We start from the raw sequence: 21,185 nt of genomic DNA on the forward strand, positions 1-21,185 counted from the left end.
CGAACAAATTTTATTTTTGAAAATATAGAAGGAATCAAATCTTGAATATAGAAGATATACCATACAATAATATCATTCATCGAAGCATAAAAAATGGGAGGAGTATTGGTATGGGGAAAGTATTGAAAGAGAGGAAGGATGTCGAGGAACCGTTGACTTGGGACTTATCGGCGATATTTCAAACAGAAGAGGATTTTAATGCTTCGGTAAAGGAAGCAGAATCTCTTGTACTGGCCATTGAAGGGAATTATAAGGGGAGATTGAATTCCGCAGAGATTGTCAACCAATGTTTAGATCAGTTGAGAAAGGTAACAGAGCTATTCCATGGAACCGCTACATATGCCTATTTGGCAGTTGCCGAAAATCAGGCAAATGCTGAAAATCAGGAAAGAAATATGAAGCTTTCCAATAAGGTATCGGAGCTACAAAGCCGATTGAGCTTTATAGAAAGTGAGATTATAGCCTTAGATGAGAAGATTATTGAGGAAGCCATTGAAAGCTCTAAAGACAATAGCAACTACTTAAGTGAAATTAAGCGTTCTAAAAAACATCGCCTTCACCCGGAGGTAGAAAAGGCTTTATCCGCTCTCTCTGGCGTCTTGAATTCGCCCTATGCAATTTATAACAGGGCGAAGCTAGCAGATATGGATTTTGCAGACTTTACTGTGGAAGATAAAAATTATCCTCTTAGCTTTGTACTCTTTGAAAATGAATGGGAATATGAAAATGATTATAAAATCCGAAGAGAAGCTTTCAAGGCCTTTTCATCTAAATTGCAGGAATATAAATATACCATAGCTGCAACCTATCAAACGCAGGTTCAAAAGGAGAAGGTAATCGCAAACCTCAGAGGGTTTGATTCTGTTATCGATAGCCTTCTGTTCAGTCAAAAGGTAGATAAAGAGCTGTACCATCGACAAATCGACATTATTTTAGAAAAACTGGCACCTCATATGAGAAGGTATGCAAAGCTGATAAAGAAAACACATAAACTGGATGAAATGACCTTTGCAGATTTGAAGCTGGTGGTGGACCCTGAGTATGAGCCAGAAATATCCATTGAAGAATCAAAAAAATATATCCGAGATGCTTTATCTGTTCTTGGAGAAGATTATCTAGAGATGATTGAAAGAGCATACAATGAAAGGTGGATCGATTTTGTACAGAACAAAGGGAAATCCACTGGGGCTTTCTGCTCCAGTCCTTATGGAAAACATCCTTATATCTTAATCTCATGGACTAACCGAATGAGGGAAGTGTTCGTATTAGCACACGAATTAGGCCATGCCGGTCACTTCTATTTGGCGCAGCAAAATCAAAATATATTTGATACGAGACCATCCACATACTTTATAGAAGCACCGTCCACTATGAATGAAATGCTGATGGCAAATTATCTGATCAAGACAAATGATGACCCTCGGTTTAGAAGATGGGTGCTATCTTCCATGATTAGCAGAACGTATTACCATAATTTTGTGACCCATCTATTGGAGGCAGCTTACCAAAGAGAAGTATACAAATTGATAGACAAAGGGGAAAGTGTTCAAGCTGGAAAGTTAAGCAGCATCAAGAGAGAGGTTCTCGAAAAATTCTGGGGTGAAGATGTTATCATCAATGAAGGTGCGGAGCTGACTTGGATGAGACAGCCCCATTACTATATGGGATTATATCCTTACACCTATAGCGCAGGGCTAACTGTAGCCACAGAAGTCAGCAAGCGTATTTTAAAGGAAGGAAGTCCTGCAATTGAAGATTGGAGAACGGTTCTAAAAGCGGGAGGGACAAAGACCCCAGTAGAGCTTGCCAAAATGGCAGGTGTGGATATCACAACAGAAAAGCCATTATTAGACACGGTAGCATATATCGGCAGTATCATCAACGAGATCATAGCGCTTACGGAACAGATAGAAAATCACAACCAATAAAAAGACTTTCCAAAGGAGAAGGATGGCATGTTCAAGAAAAAAATATCAGGATGGTTTTAATTTACATATGCATATTTTCCTTTGGACTATTTTTTATTAATACAGTGGAAGGAGAGGCAGATTCTGTTTTAGAGCTGGAAGAGAAACTATCGCAAATCTCTGAGGACGAGAGAACTGTATTGGAGGATTTGTTTTTAATCCATCAGGAAATCGAAGCGATGGAAAGAGAAGTAGAGCAGATAGAAAATCAAATCCATGGGATGACCCAAGAGATTACGGATTTAGAAATAAAAATTGAACAGGAAAATCAGTCTTTTGAAAAGGGAAAAGAAAACTTAAAGCAGGTTCTCAGAAGCTATCAGCGAATGGGCACAGGCTCCTATATCAAAATCATACTGGAATCTAACAGCATTAGCGGATTTTTAAGAAGAATCAATATTTTGAGAGACATGACGAAAAATACAGGAAAGCTTCTAAATAGCCTAGAGGAAAGCAAAGCAAAAATGGTGTTCAGCAAGGAAAATCTAGATGAAAAACTTTCCTTAGTTGAAGCAGAAAAAATACGGTTGAAGATAGCACTGGAGAAAAACATTGCCTTAAAAAATGACCTCCAGCAGTATTTAAACACCATGGCAGAGCAGCGGGATTATTATAGTCAGTATTTAGACAATATTAAAGTGGTTTGGAATGAGCTTAAGCCTATGTTCTACAATACAACAAAGGAATTTAACCGGATCATAAGCTCGGAAAATCTACCCGAGGATTTATTGAAGATCAATTTAACCCTAAAAGGAATTCGAGGGTCGATTGAAGAGAGGACATTTAATGAGATTTTAACGGGCAGAGCGTACCTACCAAAAATAGAAATCAGTTTCTATAAAGATGAAATCAAGATGGAATTACCAGAGAAGTATTTGATACTTCAAGGGGGATTCGTTATTTTAAATAAAAATCAATTGGAATTCAAAGTGAATCGAGGAAGCTTTTTTGGAATGGAACTGGAACAAAGTGCCATCGCAGATTTATTTAAAGAAGGACCGATGGTATTGGATATTAGCCCGCTCATTGGGAAGAATGAGATTATTTCTGTAGAGATATTGAATCGATCTTTAGAATTATTGGTTTTACCGAGATTGTAGGATATTATCATAATAATTTTGCCAAAAGGGGGCAGAAAGATGATCGAAGCCATAAATTTAAGCTTAGCATATCCCGATGGAACGGTGGCTTTAAAGGATGCAAATTTTAAAATAGAAAGCGGAGCGCTGGTTTATATCATAGGACCTAGTGGTTCTGGAAAAACCAGTTTACTAAAGCTATTGCTGGGAGAGATCTATCCAACCACAGGCTCCTTGGAGATTTTGGGACAAAAAATCAGCGAAAAGGAAGTTCGAAAAATTAGAGCATTGCGGAGAAAAATAGGGCCTATTTTCCAAGACTTTAGATTGATGAAGGGTAGAACGGTGATCGATAATGTGATGCAGGGAATTCGGTTTATGGAGATCCCTTCTAAGGAATTAAAGAAGCAGGCAAGTGAAGCCCTTGAAAGAGTGGGGCTAACCCATAAAACATCATCCTTGGTGGAACATCTATCTTGGGGAGAGAAACAGCGGGTATCCATTGCTCGAGCTTTGGTGAGAAAGCCAGCTTTAATCTTGGCAGATGAACCTACGGGAAATTTAGATAAGGAAAATGCACTAAAAATACTGGAGCTATTGATCTCCCTCCAAAGGCAGAATACAACGGTGATCATCACTACCCACGCTACCCACTTAATCGATTCGGAAAAAGAAGCCACCTTAATTCAGGTGGACAGAGGGCAGATTGCTGTGGAAAGGTTAGGGCTGGCGTAGATGAAGACATATCTGAAAAATACAGGGTATTTTCTAAGAGAAACGAAAGCAATTTTTAGATTGAGTCTAAAATCTAACGTATTATCGCTACTGAGTACAGGGCTTATATTTTTTATTTTAACCCTCGTTATTTCCTCTGGGTGGGCCACTGGTAAAATTGTAGCAATGATCCAAAACGAAGCAGAACTGAATGTATATTTTGATGAAAGCATGGGGGAAGGAGCGATAAGATCTCTGATAGAAAGAATAAAAGGGATTGAAGGCGTAGGGGCAGTGTATTTTATTGAGGAAGAAGAAGCCTACAGTAGGATGGTAGAAGTTTTAGGAAAAGAAGCAGAAGTTTTAAAATTCTTTGATGAAAATCCATTCAGCCCTTTTATCCAGGTGGAAATTAATTTAGATAAAATTGGGAGCATCTTAAAGGAACTGAAGAATGTGGAGGGGATCGATTATATTCGGGATAATAAAGAGGTTTTAGATCAGATGAGTCGCATTGCTGAGATGATAAAGAAAACAGGGTATCTACTAGTGACGGCTACGGCGATCACTACATTGGTGATTATCTCTCATATGATTCGGCTGGGCATCTACAGCAATAAAGAGCAGATCGACACCCTCCGACTATTGGGTGCGCCGGAGCCTTTTATAGCATTTCCATATGTGTTATGTGGCGTGTTGTTGACCCTTGGCGGTGGAATTCTAGCTATTCTTTTGGTCTTCTTTATATTAAAATATTTCTACGCCTTGATCGTCGGAGCCATGCCATTGCTGTCCATACCGCCCATGGAAACCGTGCTATATCAGATGGTGTTATGGATACTGCCTCTATGCGGGTTCTTAGGTGCTTTAGGAAGCGTCATCGGACTCAATGCATCGGAGTCTTAGAAAGATACAAAAGAAAGGAAGATTTTATGATTACAACAATATTATTTGACTTAGATGGGACACTACTACCAATGGATACGGAGGAATTCGTTAAGAAGTATTTTCAAGAGCTGTCCAGTAAAATGAAAAGCTATTTTACTTTAGAGGAGATTACCAAAACGGTGTGGCGATCAACAAAGTATATGATCGATCATGAAGATGCTACAAAAACTAATGAAGAGGCCTTTTTTGAAGACTTTTATGAAAGAGTCAATCTGGAAGCAGAGGTATTGAACCCTATTTTTGAAGAGTTTTATGAAAAAGATTTTAATAATATCAGAAAGATATCCACCCAAAATACACATATGATAGAAGCCATTCAGCTTCTAAAAGAAAAAGGATATACTTTGGTGGTGGCGACGAATCCACTATTCCCAGAGAAATCTGTGTTCCACCGCATTGAATGGGCGGGATTGAACAAAGAAGATTTTACCTTCATCACAAGCTTTGAAAAAATGCACTACTGTAAGCCACAAATTAAGTTTTATGAGGAAATTCTAGAAAATATTAAGAAGAAACCGTCCACTTGTATGATGGTAGGCAACGATATCCAAGAGGATATGGTTGCAAAAGAAATCGGAATGAAAACGTACTTGATCGAAGATCATGTAATTGGCCATGATTTTGAAAATAAGAATATTGACTATAAAGGAAGCTATAAAGATTTCCATAAGTTTGTACAGAACCTACCGTCTCTGAAATAAGTAACTGGATGAAACAAATCATCGTAAAAAAGTGCTTCTCTGGTTTTAAAACCTCCTTCCAGAGAAGCACTTTATTTAATAGAATTTAAAATACCCAATTTCCATTTTTGAATAGTTCAACCTCGGTGCCATCTTTTTCATAAGCCACGATACTTAACTCCGGTCCACCCACCATAAAATCTGTATGGATTAAACTGAAATTCGCGCCCTTTGCTTTCAGCTCTTCCTCTGTTAGATTAGAGCCATTCTGCATGGCATAGGAGTAAGCCCTGCCAAGTGCAAAATGCACGGAGGCATTTTCATCGAATAATGTATTGTTAAATAGGATGCCAGTATTGGAGATTGGAGAATCGTCCGGCACTAAGGCAACCTCGCCTAAATATTTTGCGCCTTCGTCGTTTTCCATTAATTTTTCTAGAACCTCGTATCCTTTTTCTGCATAAAAGTCAACAACTTTACCATCTTTAAAGGTAAATCCAAAGTTATCCACCAGCTTGCCATTTAAGCTCAGCGGCTTTGTAGCCTTTAAGGTACCATTAACCTTTAGGGCATATGGCGTAGTGAATACTTCCTCTGTAGGAATATTGGCAACGAATGGATCACCAGCTAAACTTTCTTTGGAGCCGCCCATCCAGAAATGCTCCTCTGCAAGGTATACTTCTAAATCTGTCCCTGGTGCTTTGAATACCAGCTTTTCAAATTGCTTTTCATTTAAGAAATCCCTATACTTTTTGATATTTCGATCATGCTCCTGCCATGCTTCAACTGGATTTTCTTGATCCACACGTGTTGCTTCAAAGACCTTTTCCCAAAGCTTTTCAATGGCAACGGTTGTCTCTAAATCTGGGTAGACACTTTTTGCCCATGCTGCTGAAGGCATGGCAACGATGCACCATTTTGTAAAGCCAGTCATTCGATAATGCATAATTGGCGCCATTGCCACAGATGCACTTTTTTGACTTTGAGCCACTAAATCTCCATCGACATCCTTTAATAGCTCTGGATCTGGTGCCATAATGAACAGATGGTGGTAATTATCTTTATACATATCCTCTAAAGAATCTACCTTCCATTGTGGAAAACTTTCAAAAACGAAATCCTTCCCATGGCGATATCGGATAATGCTCATCTCATCGTCTGCCAGTTGAAATTCAACGTGCTTTGCTCCTGCTTCATAGGCTTTCTTCATAATCAGTCTTGCAAGAGGTAGGGTGTCAACATTCCCCATAATCAGTAAGCCTTCTTTTTCCTTTAAGTTAATGCCAACCTTTACAGCTAGCTCTGCATATTTTTCAAGATTGCGCTCTAAATGAATCATACGATTGAACCTCCCCAGTAATATTAATAATAGAATTTGTTACCGATATATAATTGGTACGTCCATATGTAACAACTATATTTTACCACAATTTTGAATCTTTTGCCTTATTCTTTTTTTCTTCACTTGTTTACAGATATTAAAGAGTGTTAGAATATTCTTATTAAGACTATGAATAGTAGAGCCTAAATTCTAAGGAGGAAAACCATGGAAGATAAAAACAGTGTTTTATTAGAGGAATTGAAAAATTTAAAAGAGACCATATGGGTCAACCCAAAATATAAAGCGTTTGATCTAGTGAAGGAAAAGCTACCGGTTTCCTATGAGGATGTGCTAGAAGCGGAGGAACGGTTCAAGAGATTTTCCAGCTATCTAAAGGCTGTATTCCCAGAAACTGTAGAAGGCATCATTGAATCGCCAATATCTCCAATCGATCATATGAAAAAAAGAATGGAAAAGGATTATCACAAGAAAATATACGGGAACTTAATTTTGAAGAGAGATGATTTACTTCCCATTGCAGGCTCCATCAAAGCAAGGGGAGGGATCTATGAGGTATTAAAGCATGCGGAAGACCTGGCCATTAAAAATAATTTACTCAAGTATGAGGATGATTATAAGATTTTGGCAGAAAAGCGGTTTAGAGATTTCTTTTCTGAATATACGATTCAAGTAGGTAGTACAGGAAATCTAGGGCTAAGCATCGGTATCATGAGTGCTAAGGTTGGATTTAAAGTGGTTGTCCATATGTCGGCAGATGCAAGACAGTGGAAAAAGGATCTGTTAAGGTCCAAGGGCGTTACTGTGGTGGAATATGCATCGGACTACTCAAAGGCAGTAGAAGAGGGAAGAAAACTATCGGATGCAGATCCCAATAGTTATTTCATCGATGATGAAAACTCAAAAAATTTGTTTATGGGATATGCCGTAGGAGGAATTCGAACGAAGAAGCAATTAGAGGATATGGGGATTATAATCAATGAAGAAAATCCGCTATTTGTATACCTTCCTTGCGGCGTCGGCGGCGGACCTGGCGGTGTTGCCTATGGTTTAAAGCTGGTGTATGGTGACCATGTACAATGTTATTTTGCAGAGCCGACCCATTCTCCTGCCATGCTTTTAGGACTAGCTACTGGCAAACATGATGGGATCGCTGTAGAGGATATCGGATTGGATAATAAAACTGCTGCCGATGGATTGGCTGTGGGGCGCCCTTCATCCTTCGTAGGAAAAATCATGGAGGAAACCTTAAGTGGGGCCTTTACCATATCCGATGAAAGAATGTACCAGCTATTGGCCACTCTTGTAGATGAGGAAAACATTCATATAGAGCCATCCTCCTTGGCCGGATTCCTAGGACCCATCTTCCTTTCCGATCGAGACCAAAATGAAAACGCCACCCATCTATGCTGGTCCACAGGTGGCAGTTTAGTGCCTGAAACCATAAGAAAAGAATACTATGCAGAAGGAAAAAAACAGCAGGAAATCTAAGGGAATGAGTTGAATGCGTAATCAATTTTATAAATCTTTAATCCAAACAGGGCTAGGCCCTGTTTTTCTATAGAATTCCGGAGAGAATTGTTTGGAAGAAGCTGTGTTATTAAAAATAACAATACAATAAAAAGTTTAAAACACCTATTGACTTTAACGCTACGTAAATGTGTATATTGGATATAAGGAGGTGAGCTTATGGAATACACAGTGCAGAGATTAGGGAATTTAGCAGGTGTTAGCACTAGAACCCTTCGATATTATGACGAAATTGGAATTCTGAAGCCGGCAAGAATCAATTCGTCAGGATATCGTATTTATGGTGAAACAGAGGTGGATCAATTGCAGCAGATTTTATTCTATAGAGAATTGGGTTTAAGCTTGGAGCGTATTAAGGAGATCATCACTGCACCATCCTTTAGCGGAGTACATGCACTGAAAGAGCACCATAGAAGTCTCCTTGAAAAAAGAAAGCAATTGGATACATTGATTGCTAATGTGGAAAAAAGCATAGCAAATTCGGAAGGGAGAATTCAAATGAGCGATCAAGAAAAATTTGAAGGATTTAAGCAAAAGATGATTGAGGATAATGAGAAAAAATATGGAAAAGAAATTAGAAAAAAATATGGGGATGAAGCCATAAATCAATCCAATGCAAAGCTAAAAAATATGACGGAGAAAGAATATGAGGAAATAACCAATTTGACAGAGGAAGTCCATCGAGTGTTGGCAGAGGCTTTTGAAACTGGGGACCCTGCTGGAGAATTGGCTCAGAAGGCAGCAGCGCTGCATAAAAAATGGCTGACATTTTACTGGCGTGAATACAGCAAAGAAGCCCATGCTGGTCTTGCTCAGATGTATGTGGACGATGAAAGATTCACAGCATATTACGATAAACATCAGCCAGGTACCGCAGAATTTTTAAGAGATGCGATTCTGATCTATACGGGAACAGAAAAGTAAAAGGATAAGCTATAGAAAAAGTGACTGGTTTGTTTACCAGTCACTTTTTCCTTTCAGTAATTGTAAAACTGCAGTAACACAACTTTCACATATTTTTCACACTGCTTTATTGTAGATTGGAGTTTTATAAATAATTATAATTACATTATAGAGCTACGAGCTACACTATAAAATTTTAAAAGGAGAGTTGTTATGCAAGCAATTATTGAAACTTTATTTGATATCGTATACCTTGCAACTGTAATTACCATAGGAATCATTATGATAAAAAATAGCAATGGAAATAAGCAGCATAAGTTATTTGGCATTATGGCAGTGACACTAGGATTGGGGGATTCCTTCCATCTAGTACCTAGAGCATTGGCCCTAAATACAACAGGACTTGAAAGCTTTACTGTGGCATTAGGCATGGGAAAATTCATTACTTCAATTACGATGACCATATTCTATATTATACTATACTATGTTTGGCGTTTACGATATAAAGTACAAGGAAAAAATAACCTAACGATATCCGTATATTTGTTGGCAATTGCTAGAATTGTAATTAGTATTATGCCGCAGAATGCATGGACCAGTGCCACACCACCGTTGGCTTGGGGTATTTATCGAAATATTCCCTTTGCAGCAATGGGCATTCTTATCATTATTCTATTTTATCAAAGTGCGAAAGAAGCAAAAGATATCGCTTTTAAAAATATGTGGCTGACAATTGTACTGAGCTTTGCCTTCTATATTCCAGTAGTTCTATGGGCAGATGGATATCCCCTTGTTGGAATGCTGATGATACCAAAAACATGTGCCTATGTATGGACCGTTTTTATTGGCTACAATGAGATGAAAGCACTAAAGAAATATGAGGCATCCTAAATAATAGTTCCGTAACAATATTTTTTACGGGAAAGTAAATAAATTGATCACTTCAAAAGGATACTAATAAGCAAAGTCATATGTTTTGCACATTGGTATCCTTTTCCCATATCAAATTATATGGGGACGATTTGCTTGCTGTAGAGGAAATGGAGTATAATAAAGTAGAACATGAACACGGAAGCGAATGGCGTCGTAATGGATAATATCCATTGCGAAATCCAATGGGTCAAGCATTTCATTAAATCAAGCTTTATGGCAAAAGCTTGAAAGTACCAATTGGATTATGAAATTGTGAAGGATACAAAAGTCTATAAGTAAGGGTGATTCCTATGAAAAAGATTTTCTTGGTTGAAGATGAGAAGCTGCTAGTGGATTTACTAACATCTTATATTATGGAAGCGGGCTATTGTATTAAGTCCTTTCATAACGGACTGGATGCAAAGAATTCTATATTAGAAAAGCCCGATTTATGGGTGCTGGATATTATGCTTCCTGGTATGGATGGGTACGCATTGATAAAAGAAATTAAAAGTAAAACACCGGATGTTCCCGTAATATTTATGTCTGCTAGAAATGCAGAGTTGGATCGGGTGGTTGGGCTGGAAATGGGCGGCGATGATTATTTACCCAAACCTTTTTTGCCAAGGGAGTTGGTTCTAAGAATAAACCGTATTTTAAGTGCGGATAAAAAGCAACAGGAAAAGACCATTGTTCAAATCGGTCCCTATATATTCTATAGAGAAAGAAGAATTATCAGTGGCGATCAAGAAGACATAACACTAACGGTTAAAGAATACGAGCTTTTAGATTTCTTAATAAATAACAATGAAAAGGCCATGAGCAGAACGGATATCCTGGATAATGTTTGGGGCGTGGATTATATAGGTTCTGAAAGAGTGGTAGACGACACTCTCAGAAGGCTAAGAAAAAAACTGCCGAATCTACCATTAGAAACGATCTATGGTTATGGCTATATACTAAAATTGGAGTAAGGATATGAAAAAACATTTTGTTTCAATTAACTGGAAAATATGGATGGCCATCGTTGGAACGATGCTCATTATGTTGATCTGTGGTTTCTTTGCCCATTCCACCATCTTTAAAGAAACTAAAAATGAGCTTATTATCGGACAGTTACAAAAACTATCCCAAACAAAAATAGAGGAAGAATCCTTATTACCTACGAAATATGAAATTGAAAAAGAAGGGCGTAAATTTGATATTAGAATTGATTTAACGATCAACTCAAATTACACAGACGAGAAGGAATATACGCAAGTTATTGACGAAATTATTGGAACCATAGAAGCTGAGGCGTTTTTTAAGGAAGAAGGTAGGGTTCGAAGCAGTGATCTAGATTACTACTATTATGTAGATTGGAACATGGAGAAGGACAATGCCGTAATATTTTTAACTTCAACGAGAAGGAGTACCAATATACAGACTAAAACCATTTCGTATATCTTAGGCGTTTTGATTATTGGTCTATTTTCATCAAAACTTGTAACAATAAGAATTGCCCGGCCTATACAAGAGCTGAAAAAATTTGCTGAGGAAATTTCGAAGCATAACTGGAAGGTCAGCGCTCCTGCAACAAACAATGATGAAATTGGACAATTGGCAGAGTCCCTAGAAAAAATGAAGAACTCTTTACAAAAGATTGAGGAAAGAGAACGATTATTCCTACAATCAATCTCACACGATCTTAAAACGCCAGTTATGATTATTCAAGGATATGCTCAGGCCATATTGGATGGTGTAAACCTAAATAAAGAGGTATCTATGGCTGAAGTTATTAAAGCAGAATCCGATCGACTGGAAAGAAAAATTCATCAACTATTAACCTTAAATGTCTTAAGATATTCACAGGACTATTATGAGATTGAGGAATTTGTTAGAGTTGATAAAGTGATTAAAAACTTGGTTAAAAAATTTAGTTTAATTCAACCAGACATAAGCTGGGAATTAAACATTGAGGAGATTGAAGTAAAGGGTAATCCAGAGGCACTTCTCATTGCATTTGAAAATATTATTGAGAATCAAATCAGATATGCAAATCGCTCAATTCGCATATTGATGAATACTAATGATCAGCTAGAAATTAAAATTTCTAACGATGGGCCAAGGTTTGAAACAAGTAATCCTATGGAATTATTTGATGTCTATACGAGAGATAGAAATGGAAAATTTGGCCTTGGACTTGCCATAGCAAGTAAAATTATAAAAAACCATAAAGGAGAAATAGAAGCTTATAATACTGAAAATGGTGTGGAATTTAAAATAAAATTTAATTAAACATTGTATTCAAGTCCAGATATTTTGTAATTTCAATAATAACAGTAGGCCATATCCCATGAGGTGATTGACTACCAAATGGGATATTTTATCATAAGTAGGGCTGCTAAGATAGAATTTTAAAGCTACAGGGCAATGATATGTAAAACCATAAGCTATAATCACATAACTTTCACATATTTTTCACATGTGTTTAATGTAGATTTTTATTTTGTAAATTGCTATACTTATAGTATCGATTTATATTTGAAACTACAGTGTATTAGTGGAGGTGATGGACTTGAAGAAAATATTAAATACTTCATTTTTTTATGCAATACTTGCTATGGTGGCTGGTGTTTTTTATAGAGAATTTACGAAATTTAACGATTTCACTGGAAAGACTACGCTTGCGGTTATGCATGTGCACTTATTTGTGCTAGGAGTTGTTCTGCTCTTAATAATGTTACTACTAGAGAAACAGTTCAATTTGACGAACAATAAGAAATTTAATCAATTCTATATTGTGTATAACATAGGGCTGATGTCAACGGTTACAATGTTCCTGATTAGAGGTATTACTCAAGTTAGAAATATTGAAATTACCAAAGCCATGAGTAGTGCGATATCTGGTATTGCTGGGATTAGCCATATCACTTTGGGTACAGGTATCATTATGTTTTTCTTAATTCTTAAAAAATCAGTGAATAATCAATCATTCCAATAAGATTGAATTAAGTTCATAATTATATTATAGAAAACACTAAATTTGTGGGATACACTGCAAATTTAGTGTTTTTGTTATAGTAAAAATAAATTAATCGTTTTGACTAACACCACCTCCTTATATTAGGAATAGATATATCGGTGTAAAAAGAGAAGAATCCGTATAGAGTTTTCTCGATTGTATATTATATAAAATGTTATAAAATGTATTTTAAGGGTAGCTTAGTGTAATAATACAGTAGATGGAATGCTGGCTGTCGTATGAAATAAAAATATTACACAGGAGGAAAGTAAATGGAAAATGCGATGTTTTGTTACCAATGTGAGCAAACGGTAGGTGGAAAAGGGTGTACCAAGCTTGGTGTATGTGGAAAAACACCAGAAATTGCAGGTCTTCAGGATTTATTGATTTATCAGATCAAGGGAATATCCTGCTATGCAAAGGCTATGATTGAAAATGAAGAAACGATTGATAAGGAAATAGTTGCATTTGTTGAAAATAGCTTATTTACTACTTTAACAAATGTTAACTTTGATGTTGATGATCATATTAAGCTATTAAAGGAATCTCAAGAAATAAAGCAAAAGCTCAGAAGCAAGGCACCAAAGGGCGAATATAACGATTATGCTACTTATAATTTAAGTCCTACAAGAGATCAAATGTTGAAAGATGCTGAAAAGGCTGGAATTATGTATGACGATACTATAGATCCCGATGTCCGTTCTTTAAGATGGACAATCGTTTATGGATTAAAAGGGGTCAGTGCTTATGGGCATCAAGCAAGGGTTTTAGGATATACAAGTGATCAGGTAGATGATTTCTATTTTATTGGATTAGAGGCTACAACGAACGACAATTTAACCGTGGAAGAATTAATAAGAATGACAATGAGAACTGGAGAGATCAGTGAAATTGTAATGAGGGTCCTAGATGATGCAAACACAGATACTTTTGAAAATCCTGCTCCACATAAGGTTAATGTAAAAACGAGAAAAGGACCTTTCATTGTAGTTTCTGGACACGATTTAAGAGATTTAGAAATGCTTTTAGAGCAGACCGAGGGTAAAGGAATCAACATCTATACCCACGGAGAAATGATACCGTCCCATGGATACCCGAAGCTCAACCGATTTAAACATTTGGTCGGTAACTATGGAAGTGCTTGGCAGAACCAACAAACAGAGTTTGATAATCTACCAGGGGCAATTCTGATGACAACGAATTGTCTCATGAGACCGAGAGAAAGCTATAAGGACAGAATCTTCTCCACCAATGTAGTAGGATGGGAAGGAATTCAGCATATTTCTTTTAAAGAAGATGGTACAAAGGATTTTAGTGAGGTAATAAATAAGGCCCTAGAATTAGGTGGCTTTACGGAAGATGAAGAAGCTCATGAGATTCTAGTTGGTTTTGGACACAATGCTACATTATCCCATGCCAGCGAGATTGTAGATGCAGTGAAGGGTGGAAAAATCAAACATTTCTTCTTAATCGGAGGATGCGATGGAGCAAGACCGGGAAGAAATTATTACACAGAGTTTGCTAAGATGGTGCCAGAGGATTGTGTGATCCTAACCTTAGCCTGTGGTAAGTATCGATTTAATAAATTGGATTTCGGAACAGTGGCTGGACTGCCAAGATTATTGGATGTGGGTCAGTGTAATGATTCCTATTCTGCAGTTAAAATTGCAACCGCACTGGCAGATGCTTTTGGAACCACTGTAAATGGGCTTCCTTTAACCATTATACTTTCTTGGTATGAGCAAAAGGCATTGGCAGATTTGCTATGTTTATTGTCTCTCGGTGTGAAAGGGATTTTTCTAGGGCCTACATTACCGGCCTTCTTGTCCCCAAATGTATTGCAATATCTGGTGGATACATTTGATATCCAGCATATCAGCACACCGGAGGAAGATTTAAAAACAGCACTGAAGCAATTGGTATAGCAAAAGGGGACGATTCCATCGTCCCCTTTTTATACATAAACCTTAATGGTTTGTATTCTATTTTTCTCTACACGTTCTACGATTAAGGTTACATTATCCTGCTCTACCTTTTCGCCATATTTGGGAAGTCTTCCTAGGGCTTCTATAATCAATCCACCAATGGAATCGAAATCCTCTGATTCGAAGTCCGTTCCCAGCATCTCATTGACAGTACTGATTTTTGTACTACCGTTCACAATGTATTCCCCATCTTTGACAAATTGTATTTCATCTTCGATCTCATCGTATTCATCATCAATATCACCGACGATTTCTTCAATCAAGTCCTCCATGGTGATAATACCAGCAGTACCGCCGTATTCATCTAGAACAATAGCGATATGGATTCGATTTTTTTTCATTTCCTTAAAGGTATCACTGATCTTTTTAAATTCAAATGTGAAGTATGGTTTTCGGATATACTTTTCTATATTAAAATCTCCCTCATCGTTATTAAGGAAAATTAAATCTCGAACGTTTAAAACACCGACAATATTATCGATGCCATCCTTATAGATTGGATAGCGAGAGAACTGCTCTGATTTCACCATATCTATAATTTCATTGAAAGGAGTTGCAATATCGATTGCAATCATATCGGTTCTTTGCACCATTACATCTTGAATCTGCATATCACCAAATTCAAAAACATTTTGTATCATTTCTTTTTCTTCGGTTTGTAGTACACCTTCTTCTTCACTTACCGCAACAATTGTACGCAATTCTTGCTCTGTTATTGTCGGGTAGGAGGAGGTATTTTTAATACCGAATATTCTCATGATTCCATTCGTTAAGAGCATCATAATTTTAACAAATGGAGTCAATAAAACAACCATAATGGAAAGTGGTTTACTGACCACCACTGAGGCTTTCTCAGGGAATTTGGATGCCAATGATTTTGGGGTGATTTCTCCAAATATCAAAACAAGCAATGTCATAGCAGCTGTTGCTATGGCAACACCCGTACTACCAAAAAGATCCAATGCTAATGAGGTTGCTAAAGCAGAAGCACCAATATTTACAATATTATTACCGATAAGAATTGTGCCTAAAAGTTTGCTAGGATCTTTGACGAGCCTATCGATTAAGTCACCACCTTTAATGTTTTCATCCACCATATGCCGGATACGAATTTTACTTAGAGAAGTAAGTGCCGTTTCTGAGGCAGAGAAAAATGCAGATAAACATAAACATCCTAGCAACACAAAAAATTGCCACGTACTATCAGGGTCCAACGTTAAATCACTCCTTGTATTTTGCTGTAAATTTTTTTATTGATACAATTATACCACAAATTTTCCATTTAAAGAGTAAATTTAAAAAATAATTTATCCAATAAGTAAAATCCCAGAAGAGAAAAAACCTTCTGGGATTTTGGCTGGTGTTTCATAATTGATCTATTTTTTTAGAAATGCCTCAATATATTCTTCGTAGGTCATAACTCTATCGTTATATCCATCTGGTTTGATTTCTATGATTCGGTTGGCCACAGTCTGTATGAACTGATGGTCGTGAGAAGCGAATAGAATATTGCTTTTAAAGTCTCTTAAACCATTATTTACAGCAGTGATCGATTCTAGATCCAGATGGTTGGTCGGCTGATCCAAAATAAGAACATTGGCATTGGCGATCATCATTTTAGAAAGCATACATCTTACTTTCTCTCCTCCAGAAAGCACCTGAACCTGCTTCAAGGCTTCATCCCCAGAGAACAACATTCTGCCTAAAAATCCTCTTAAATAGATTTCAGATTGTTCTACAGAAAACTGACGAAGCCAGTCTAGTAGATTTAATTCAACATTGTTGAAAAACTCTGAGTTATCCTTAGGGAAATAGGATTTTGTAATGGTAACACCCCATTTAAAGCTGCCGCTATCTGGCTCCATTTCTCCCATTAAGATTTTAAACAGTGTTGTAATAGCGATTTCGTTGCTTCCAATAAATGCAATCTTATCGCCTTTATTTACGATAAAGCTTATATTATCAAGAACCTTAACGCCATCGATGGTTTTGGACAGGTTTTCCACCAATAAAATATCATTACCCACTTCTCTTTCCATCGTAAACCCAACGAAGGGATATCTTCGAGTAGAAGGCTGAATATCGTCTAGGGTTATTTTATCTAATAATTTTTTACGAGAAGTAGCCTGTTTGGATTTAGAAGCATTTGCGCTAAATCTCGCAATAAATGCCTGTAATTCTTTGATTTTATCTTCTTTCTTTTTGTTTTGGTCCTTATGCATTTGAAGCGCCAATTGGCTGGATTCGTACCAGAAATCGTAGTTTCCAACAAACATTTTAATTTTACCGAAGTCGATATCCACCATATGGGTACATACTTCGTTGAGGAAATGACGATCGTGGGATACGACTAAAACAGTTCCTTCAAAGTCTCCTAAAAATCCTTGGAGCCAATTGACTGCGGAAATGTCTAAATGGTTGGTCGGCTCGTCCAAAATAAGGATGCCCGGCTTACCGAATAAAGCTTGAGCCAGTAATACCTTAACCTTTTCACCACCTGTAAGCTCAGCCATCTTTTTGTAATGGAGATCTGTACCGATGCCTAAGCCCTGTAGCAAGGAAGAAGCTTCTGAGTCTGCGCTCCATCCATCCATCTCTGCAAATTCTGCTTCAAGCTCAGAAGCTTTGATGCCATCCTCATCGGTGAAATCTTCTTTCGCATAAATGGCATCTTTCTCTATCATTATTTCATATAATCTCTTATTTCCCATAATAACAGTTTGTATGACTTCATTTTCATCATATGCAAAGTGGTCCTGCTTTAAAACAGACATACGAGTGTTTGGCGCAATAAACACATCTCCAGTTGTTGGTTCTATTTCCCCAGATAGTATTCTTAAAAAGGTACTCTTACCGGCGCCATTGGCACCAATTACACCGTAGCAATTTCCTGGTGTGAATTTTAAATGAACATCATCAAATAGTTTTTGTCCTTGAAATCCAATACTTAAATTATTTACAGTAATCAATTCTTTACCATCCCTTACATAATATTTACAAACGACACCATTATATCATAAATACAGAATAAGTTCACTTCCATTTATCAGAAGAATAAAGGATTTGGTTCCGATGAAATAACAATTTCTTGATTTCTTGCAGAAAAAATCGAATCTATACACTTTTTGAATCGGCTTTTATTTGGTATGATACTTAAATAGAGGATGATACTTAAAACTGGAAGACACAGGAATATCATTTCAATATGTAAAACGAAGGTGATTTAGGGTAATATAAATATAGAAGCCATAGGTTTATACTATTTTAAGTTGAAGAGGTGTATCGAATGAAGGTTATGATCGTAGGGGCTGGGAAGCTGGGCCAAAAATTGGCGGAAGCATTGGTGATAGAAGAAGTAGATGTGACTTTGGTCGATCAAAATTCAAAGGTATTAGAGAGAGTCAATGAGCACATGGATGTCTTAACTGTTGCAGCTAGTGGCGTAGATGTGGCTATTTTAAGAGAGTTGAGTATTAAGAACTATGATTTACTGGTGGCGTGTACAAAAGGCGATGAAACCAATACAGTCATATGCTCCTTAGCGAAAAGGTTGGGGTGCAAAAAGACCATCGCTCGAATAAGGAATCCAGAGTATATGAAGCAGTTAGACTTTGTAAAAAAAGAGATGGGGATCGATCATATTGTAAATCCTGAGCTGGAAACAGCCAAGGCCATAGAAAAATACCTTATGAAGAATATTACCCTATATACAGGGGACTTTGCAAAGGGCAAGGTTACCATGCTGGATTTTAACATAGGAAACAATGATGAATTTGTAGGAAAATATATTAAAGATATTCAAGATTTTAGTGTATATCTGATCACTGCCATATCTAGAAATGGTGAAATCATCATTCCCCATGGCTTAACAGAATTATTAGAAGGAGATACGATCCACGTTGTAGGGAAAAGTTCGGATATCGTAAAGCTCAGTGCCCGATTCAAAAAAAATGAACGCCGAAAAGATGTAGAAAAGATCATGATTTTCGGAGGCGGTAGAGTAGGATATTATTTAGCCAAGAGACTAACCGAAGACAATATCTCTGTAACCGTTGTAGAGGTAGACAAAAACCGTTGTCAGGAGTTATCGGAAAAACTCAATAATGTATTGGTGATTCATGGCGATGGAACGGACATTCATCTCTTGGAGGAAGAAAACTTGGGGTATATGGATGCTTTCGTTGGTGCAACTGGATACGATGAACAAAATTTATTGATGGCCCTCATGGCAAAGCAAGCAGGGGTACCAAAAACCATAGCAAAATTCAGTAGGCAAAATTATACAAAGATTATAGACAAATTGGGGATCGATGTGGCTTTAAATCCAGTCTTAATCACAGCAGCCAATATATTAAAATATATTCGTGGTGGAAAAGTTGTTTCCGTTTCTCTATTGCTAGGAGGAGATGGGGAGGCAACTGAGATCATTGTTGGGGAAGACCTGAAATGCACAGGAAAGACCTTAGCAGAGATGAAGCTTCCAAAGGGAATCATCATAGGGGCCATCGTCCGAAATGGAGAAGTGATTATTCCCAATGGTACATCCATCATACTCCCTGGCGATCGAATTATTGTATTCAGCTTAACGAAAGATTTACCAGCTTTAAAGATGTTTATGAAACCAAATAGAGGAGGTATTTTTAGTGAATTATGGGATCGTACTAAAGGTACTCGGTAATATTCTCTTAGTTGAATCAACATTGATGGTGCCCGCTCTTTGCATTGCATTTTATACTGGAGGGTATGATAAATTTGGTTTTATGATTACCATACTGATAACATTATTGATTGGCAGTATAATGTCAAGGGCAAAAAGCAGTAGAAGTACGATCAGCGCAAGGGAAGGATTAACCATCGTTACACTGGGATGGGTACTGGCGTCCTTATTGGGAGCATTACCATTTTATATATCTGGAAGCATTCCTGCATATATTGATGCATTTTTTGAAACCGTATCAGGCCTTACAACCACAGGATCTTCTATCTTAACCAATGTGGAAGCACTGCCTTACGGCAGTCTTTTCTGGAGATCCTTTACCCACTGGATCGGTGGAATGGGGATATTGGTTTTTACCATTGCACTGCTTCCAGCACTAGGAATTGGCGGATTTCAAATATTTAAAGCGGAAAGTCCGGGACCTATTGCTGATAAAATTGCACCGAGAATAAAAGATACAGCAAAGATTTTATATGTAACGTATTTTGCCTTAACTATAGTGACTGTTATTTCCTTAAGGATGGGTGGCATGGCCTTATTTGATTCCTTGCTGCATGCCTTTGGTGCCGTAGGAACCGGTGGATTCGGCATGAGAAATAACAGTGTTGGATTCTATTCCAGTTCCTATATCCATATTGTACTGGGAACATTCATGCTATTGTCGGGAACGAATTTCTCTTTATATTACGCCATTTTCAAAGGAAAATGGCGGGACGTACTAAAAGATGAGGAGCTTCGATTATACTTAGGAATCATTTTTATTTCTGTAGTAGCCATTGGGGTGAATTTAGCTTTAACCTCTTATAGCAGCATTTTCTTGGCTTTTAGAGATTCGTATTTTCAGGTGACTTCGATTATTACCACTACTGGTTATTCAACAGCAGATTTTGACCTATGGCCTAGCTTTAGTAAAGCAATCTTATTTGTTCTTATGTTTATCGGGGGATCTGCGGGGTCTACAGCAGGAGGGATGAAGATCATTCGAGTTTTGATTTTAGGTAAATTGATCAAAAGGGATGTAGCAAAAATGTTTCATCCGAGAGCCTATATCTCCATAAAAAATGGTGGAAGAACGGTCCCAAATGAAACCATCGTCAGCATCAATACCTTTTTTGCACTATATATGATAATATTTGCAATATCAACCATCCTCATATCTTTAGAGGGCATCGATCTTGTCAGTGCGTCCAGTTCTGTTGCGGCTACCCTAGGAAATATTGGACCTGGACTGGGGTTTGTTGGACCCATGAGAAGCTTCAGTGAATTTTCTTTTGCCAGCAAAGCACTGTTTTCATTTCTGATGCTGTTGGGACGGCTGGAGCTATTCACCATACTTGCTTTAATGGCACCGAAGAGATGGGCAAGTGAGGCGTAATTAAAATCTATGATTAAATTGCTAATTACAGG

General features: G+C 37.4%; 17 protein-coding genes. 14 read left to right on the forward strand and 3 right to left on the reverse strand.

Going from position 1 to position 21,185, the window contains the following annotated elements:
- The first annotated feature begins 110 nt into the window (after positions 1-110).
- The 5 genes from pepF to CLOS_RS03460 are packed head-to-tail and all read left to right on the forward strand — an operon-like array spanning position 111 to position 5,409.
- Positions 111-1,928, forward strand: a complete 1,818-nt coding sequence (gene pepF, locus CLOS_RS03440) for an oligoendopeptidase F (protein WP_012158532.1) — start codon at positions 111-113, stop codon at positions 1,926-1,928.
- A gap of 50 nt (positions 1,929-1,978) precedes the next feature.
- A complete protein-coding gene (locus tag CLOS_RS03445; RefSeq protein WP_012158533.1) occupies positions 1,979-3,067 on the forward strand; it encodes a coiled-coil domain-containing protein in 1,089 nt (362 codons plus the stop codon).
- 39 nt (positions 3,068-3,106) lie between these two features.
- Positions 3,107-3,781 (forward strand): cell division ATP-binding protein FtsE, encoded by a 675-nt coding sequence (locus tag CLOS_RS03450; protein WP_012158534.1) that lies wholly within the window; start codon positions 3,107-3,109, stop codon positions 3,779-3,781.
- Entirely contained in the window at positions 3,782-4,666 is an 885-nt protein-coding gene (locus CLOS_RS03455) for a cell division protein FtsX (protein ID WP_012158535.1), read from the forward strand. It abuts the gene before it with no gap.
- A gap of 26 nt (positions 4,667-4,692) precedes the next feature.
- Positions 4,693-5,409: an HAD family hydrolase gene (locus tag CLOS_RS03460; protein ID WP_012158536.1), complete on the forward strand. Its 717-nt coding sequence runs from the start codon at positions 4,693-4,695 to the stop codon at positions 5,407-5,409.
- 85 nt (positions 5,410-5,494) lie between these two features.
- Here CLOS_RS03460 and CLOS_RS03465 read toward each other — a convergent pair whose 3' ends face one another.
- Positions 5,495-6,727: an aminopeptidase gene (locus CLOS_RS03465; protein WP_012158537.1), complete on the reverse strand. Its 1,233-nt coding sequence runs from the start codon at positions 6,725-6,727 to the stop codon at positions 5,495-5,497.
- 207 nt (positions 6,728-6,934) lie between these two features.
- On the opposite strand from CLOS_RS03465, the gene CLOS_RS03470 reads away from it, so the two are divergent.
- The 7 genes from CLOS_RS03470 to hcp all read left to right on the forward strand — a co-directional run bounded on the left by CLOS_RS03470 (position 6,935) and on the right by hcp (position 15,001).
- Positions 6,935-8,218, forward strand: a complete 1,284-nt coding sequence (locus tag CLOS_RS03470; protein WP_012158538.1) for a D-serine ammonia-lyase — start codon at positions 6,935-6,937, stop codon at positions 8,216-8,218.
- A gap of 198 nt (positions 8,219-8,416) precedes the next feature.
- Positions 8,417-9,181, forward strand: a complete 765-nt coding sequence (locus CLOS_RS03475; RefSeq protein ID WP_012158539.1) for a MerR family transcriptional regulator — start codon at positions 8,417-8,419, stop codon at positions 9,179-9,181.
- Between the two features lie 192 nt (positions 9,182-9,373).
- Positions 9,374-10,051: a hypothetical protein gene (locus CLOS_RS03480; protein WP_012158540.1), complete on the forward strand. Its 678-nt coding sequence runs from the start codon at positions 9,374-9,376 to the stop codon at positions 10,049-10,051.
- 332 nt (positions 10,052-10,383) lie between these two features.
- Positions 10,384-11,046: a response regulator transcription factor gene (locus tag CLOS_RS03485; RefSeq protein ID WP_012158541.1), complete on the forward strand. Its 663-nt coding sequence runs from the start codon at positions 10,384-10,386 to the stop codon at positions 11,044-11,046.
- Between the two features lie 4 nt (positions 11,047-11,050).
- Positions 11,051-12,349: a sensor histidine kinase gene (locus CLOS_RS15190; RefSeq protein ID WP_012158542.1), complete on the forward strand. Its 1,299-nt coding sequence runs from the start codon at positions 11,051-11,053 to the stop codon at positions 12,347-12,349.
- Positions 12,350-12,623: 274 nt separating this feature from the next.
- The gene (locus tag CLOS_RS03495; protein ID WP_334290427.1) at positions 12,624-13,055 is read left to right on the forward strand and encodes a DUF2871 domain-containing protein; all 432 of its coding nucleotides are present in this window, start codon (positions 12,624-12,626) and stop codon (positions 13,053-13,055) included.
- A gap of 293 nt (positions 13,056-13,348) precedes the next feature.
- Positions 13,349-15,001 (forward strand): hydroxylamine reductase, encoded by a 1,653-nt coding sequence (hcp, locus tag CLOS_RS03500; RefSeq protein ID WP_012158544.1) that lies wholly within the window; start codon positions 13,349-13,351, stop codon positions 14,999-15,001.
- Positions 15,002-15,030: 29 nt separating this feature from the next.
- Here hcp and CLOS_RS03505 read toward each other — a convergent pair whose 3' ends face one another.
- Both CLOS_RS03505 and CLOS_RS03510 read right to left on the reverse strand, forming a co-directional pair.
- Entirely contained in the window at positions 15,031-16,275 is a 1,245-nt protein-coding gene (locus tag CLOS_RS03505) for an HlyC/CorC family transporter (RefSeq protein ID WP_012158545.1), read from the reverse strand.
- Positions 16,276-16,437: 162 nt separating this feature from the next.
- Complete coding sequence (locus tag CLOS_RS03510) at positions 16,438-18,030, reverse strand: ABC-F family ATP-binding cassette domain-containing protein (RefSeq protein WP_012158546.1); 1,593 nt, start codon at positions 18,028-18,030, stop codon at positions 16,438-16,440.
- A gap of 317 nt (positions 18,031-18,347) precedes the next feature.
- On the opposite strand from CLOS_RS03510, the gene trkA reads away from it, so the two are divergent.
- Both trkA and CLOS_RS03520 read left to right on the forward strand, forming a co-directional pair.
- The gene (trkA, locus tag CLOS_RS03515; RefSeq protein WP_012158547.1) at positions 18,348-19,739 is read left to right on the forward strand and encodes a Trk system potassium transporter TrkA; all 1,392 of its coding nucleotides are present in this window, start codon (positions 18,348-18,350) and stop codon (positions 19,737-19,739) included.
- Complete coding sequence (locus CLOS_RS03520; protein WP_012158548.1) at positions 19,705-21,153, forward strand: TrkH family potassium uptake protein; 1,449 nt, start codon at positions 19,705-19,707, stop codon at positions 21,151-21,153. Before trkA ends, CLOS_RS03520 begins: the two co-directional genes overlap by 35 nt.
- Positions 21,154-21,185 lie beyond the last annotated feature (32 nt).

It is taken from the genome of Alkaliphilus oremlandii OhILAs (genome assembly GCF_000018325.1).
GTDB classification, from domain to species: Bacteria; Bacillota; Clostridia; order Peptostreptococcales; family Natronincolaceae; genus Alkaliphilus_B; species Alkaliphilus_B oremlandii.

What these genes read in the sequence shown, in the direction of transcription:
- CLOS_RS03450 (WP_012158534.1), top strand. Translation starts at nt 3,107, where the DNA reads ATGATCGAAGCCATAAATTTAAGCTTAGCATATCCCGATGGAACGGTG.
- pepF (WP_012158532.1), top strand. Translation starts at nt 111, where the DNA reads ATGGGGAAAGTATTGAAAGAGAGGAAGGATGTCGAGGAACCGTTGACT.
- CLOS_RS03495 (WP_334290427.1), top strand. Translation starts at nt 12,624, where the DNA reads ATGGACTTGAAGAAAATATTAAATACTTCATTTTTTTATGCAATACTT.
- CLOS_RS03470 (WP_012158538.1), top strand. Translation starts at nt 6,935, where the DNA reads ATGGAAGATAAAAACAGTGTTTTATTAGAGGAATTGAAAAATTTAAAA.
- CLOS_RS15190 (WP_012158542.1), top strand. Translation starts at nt 11,051, where the DNA reads ATGAAAAAACATTTTGTTTCAATTAACTGGAAAATATGGATGGCCATC.
- CLOS_RS03485 (WP_012158541.1), top strand. Translation starts at nt 10,384, where the DNA reads ATGAAAAAGATTTTCTTGGTTGAAGATGAGAAGCTGCTAGTGGATTTA.
- CLOS_RS03460 (WP_012158536.1), top strand. Translation starts at nt 4,693, where the DNA reads ATGATTACAACAATATTATTTGACTTAGATGGGACACTACTACCAATG.
- hcp (WP_012158544.1), top strand. Translation starts at nt 13,349, where the DNA reads ATGGAAAATGCGATGTTTTGTTACCAATGTGAGCAAACGGTAGGTGGA.
- trkA (WP_012158547.1), top strand. Translation starts at nt 18,348, where the DNA reads ATGAAGGTTATGATCGTAGGGGCTGGGAAGCTGGGCCAAAAATTGGCG.
- CLOS_RS03455 (WP_012158535.1), top strand. Translation starts at nt 3,782, where the DNA reads ATGAAGACATATCTGAAAAATACAGGGTATTTTCTAAGAGAAACGAAA.
- CLOS_RS03475 (WP_012158539.1), top strand. Translation starts at nt 8,417, where the DNA reads ATGGAATACACAGTGCAGAGATTAGGGAATTTAGCAGGTGTTAGCACT.
- CLOS_RS03445 (WP_012158533.1), top strand. Translation starts at nt 1,979, where the DNA reads ATGGTTTTAATTTACATATGCATATTTTCCTTTGGACTATTTTTTATT.
- CLOS_RS03480 (WP_012158540.1), top strand. Translation starts at nt 9,374, where the DNA reads ATGCAAGCAATTATTGAAACTTTATTTGATATCGTATACCTTGCAACT.
- CLOS_RS03465 (WP_012158537.1), bottom strand. Translation starts at nt 6,727, where the DNA reads ATGATTCATTTAGAGCGCAATCTTGAAAAATATGCAGAGCTAGCTGTA.